This is a genomic window from Chroococcidiopsis cubana SAG 39.79 (assembly GCF_003991895.1).
GTDB lineage: Bacteria > Cyanobacteriota > Cyanobacteriia > Cyanobacteriales > Chroococcidiopsidaceae > Chroococcidiopsis > Chroococcidiopsis thermalis.
In genome coordinates, this window is record NZ_RSCK01000113.1 from 171 (window position 1) to 2,289 (window position 2,119).

Below are 2,119 nucleotides of genomic sequence, written 5' to 3' on the forward strand. Positions count from 1 at the left end.
CGTAGAAGTCGATATAGGAGGCATACTTAGCAATTTCGGGGAATTGTTCTGGTGGATATTTCTCAGCGATCGCCTTAATCGGACGTTTCACGCCACCGGAAATATTAATCACCTTCAGCCCCAGCGTATGAACCGCAAACTCTAGTTCCTCAATGCCTTCTTGGGGAGTAGTCAAAGGAATACCAGCTACGGGAGTGAGGCGATCGCTATATTTGCGGTAGAGATCGGCGTGATAGTGATTGATCGCTCGTTGCAATGCCTGACGATGTTCTAGCTTGGCTCCTGTGGCTGCTAAAGCATTGTTGGGAAACAGCACGGAATAGTCCGAACCTTGCTCTGCCTGACGCTCGTAGAGCAGTTCGGGAAGGGTGTAGGTCGCAAGATCTAAAGTGTTACGGGTGACTCTTGCCCACCAAGGCGATCGCAAGGTGCGATAGTAGTGCCTTTCCTCTGGCGTTTGCTGATACCAGTCTCTCCCATCGACCTTTGGATTGAGCCGAGACGTTTCTGCTTTCCGCAATTCGTCTACGATTTTTGCACCCCCGTAGTTGGCGATGTAATCCTCTAAGGCTGGCGTGAAATCATTTGTATGAACGTCGGTATCGATAACTGGATAATTTAGATTAGCTTTAACGGTAACGGAGGGTGAAGTCTTCAAGCGGTTGTAGTCACTCATCGTTGTTTCCTCAAAGAGTATGGATTCTTACCAACCACAACTGAGTTGTGTTTTTTCTTTTCTGTAGGCGATCGAGAAATCTGATGCTGAAGAGTCTGTAAAGCCACGAGAGCAAATCTACGGTTTACTGCTCAATTTATCGTATATTCTGAAATCAGGATCGCACAAAGTCCCTTGAGCTCACATCTTGCACCAAGCTTCAAAAGATGGGAGAAAAGGGCGTGAAACCTATTGAATGCAAGAACGATGTCAATTATCCTTGCCCACGCCCAAGGGTTAGTTTACACTTTGCTGAGTTTAATGCCGAGTCACTACCAACGAGATAGCTTACAAGCGTTGCTAGGCTTGTTTTTACAAGCGCAAGGGCATCCTCTACCGCAACAGTGTCAAGTCAAATCTGCCAGTGCCTTGAGTCGATTTCTCAATGTGTACGCTTGGTCAACTCGTTGCTTGATTCGGGAAAGTCGTCGAATGGTAATTCAGCAAATCTTATCCCAACCACGAATTGGACGTAAACCCATCTTACAAGTAATTATTGACTTGACCACGTTGGAAAAACGCGGCAAATTTAAAGCACTCGATGGACTAGTGCGAGTCTATCATGGCAAGCGAGGATTGCATGTGGTGGTAGTGTATTTAGTTGTAGGGCAGTGGCGCGTGCCTTGGAGTTTTCGTGTCTATCGTGGGAAAAATACGGCTTCACCTGCTCAACTCGGACTAAAATTGGTGGGTAGCTTACCTAAAGCACTCACTAATCACTTTCAAGTATTGATTCTGGTTGATACTGCTTTTGGTAGCATCGAGTTTTTGAAGGGTATTCGTAAATTCAAATATCATGCTATTGCTGGAGTCCGGTGTGACCGTCAGTTGCAAGATGGGCGTAGTTTGAAACAACTACACAAACGGGGTTCGCAGGTACGATTGGTAGGATTAAAGTTTCCCGTGACCATATCTTGGTACTATCTCAAACGCGATGGTGGCAAGCTAGAAAAACGATTTGTTTTGTCTACTAAAGCACTCAAGGGTAGTACTATAACTTGGTGGGGTAAGCGTCGGTGGCAAATAGAGGGTTGGTTCAAAATTGCTAAGCATCGCTTTGGTTTACATCGTTTCGGTCAGGCAACTCTCAAAGGCATCTATCGTTGGTTAGTTCTCTCGCTGATTGCCTATCTGTTGGCACACTGGGCATACTTATCTACTGCTTCACCAAATCTGCCTGATTGGGCAGAGGCAGCGAAACTCGCACTTGAAGTTTTACTACCACAATTGGTTATACTACCTCTGCTGCTAGAATTTCAACGCCTACAGCCACTGTTACGAACACAGGGTTTAGAACTTCAAATCACTAGGTGCAAGATGTGAGTTAAGGTGTTGTCGCTACAAGGGTGTATTGTCACAATAGATGCAATGGGCTGCCAGAAAGACATTGTTAAGCTAATAGCT

1 protein-coding gene and 1 pseudogene are annotated in these 2,119 nt (G+C 45.7%); one reads left to right on the plus strand and one right to left on the minus strand.

From position 1 onward, the window contains the following. Positions 1 to 676, minus strand: a pseudogene (locus DSM107010_RS32485) (amidohydrolase family protein); the annotation flags it as partial. 246 nt (positions 677 to 922) lie between these two features. On the opposite strand from DSM107010_RS32485, the gene DSM107010_RS32490 reads away from it, so the two are divergent. Further along, positions 923 to 2,038: a transposase gene (locus tag DSM107010_RS32490; RefSeq protein WP_127024951.1), complete on the plus strand. Its 1,116-nt coding sequence runs from the start codon at positions 923 to 925 to the stop codon at positions 2,036 to 2,038. Positions 2,039 to 2,119 lie beyond the last annotated feature (81 nt).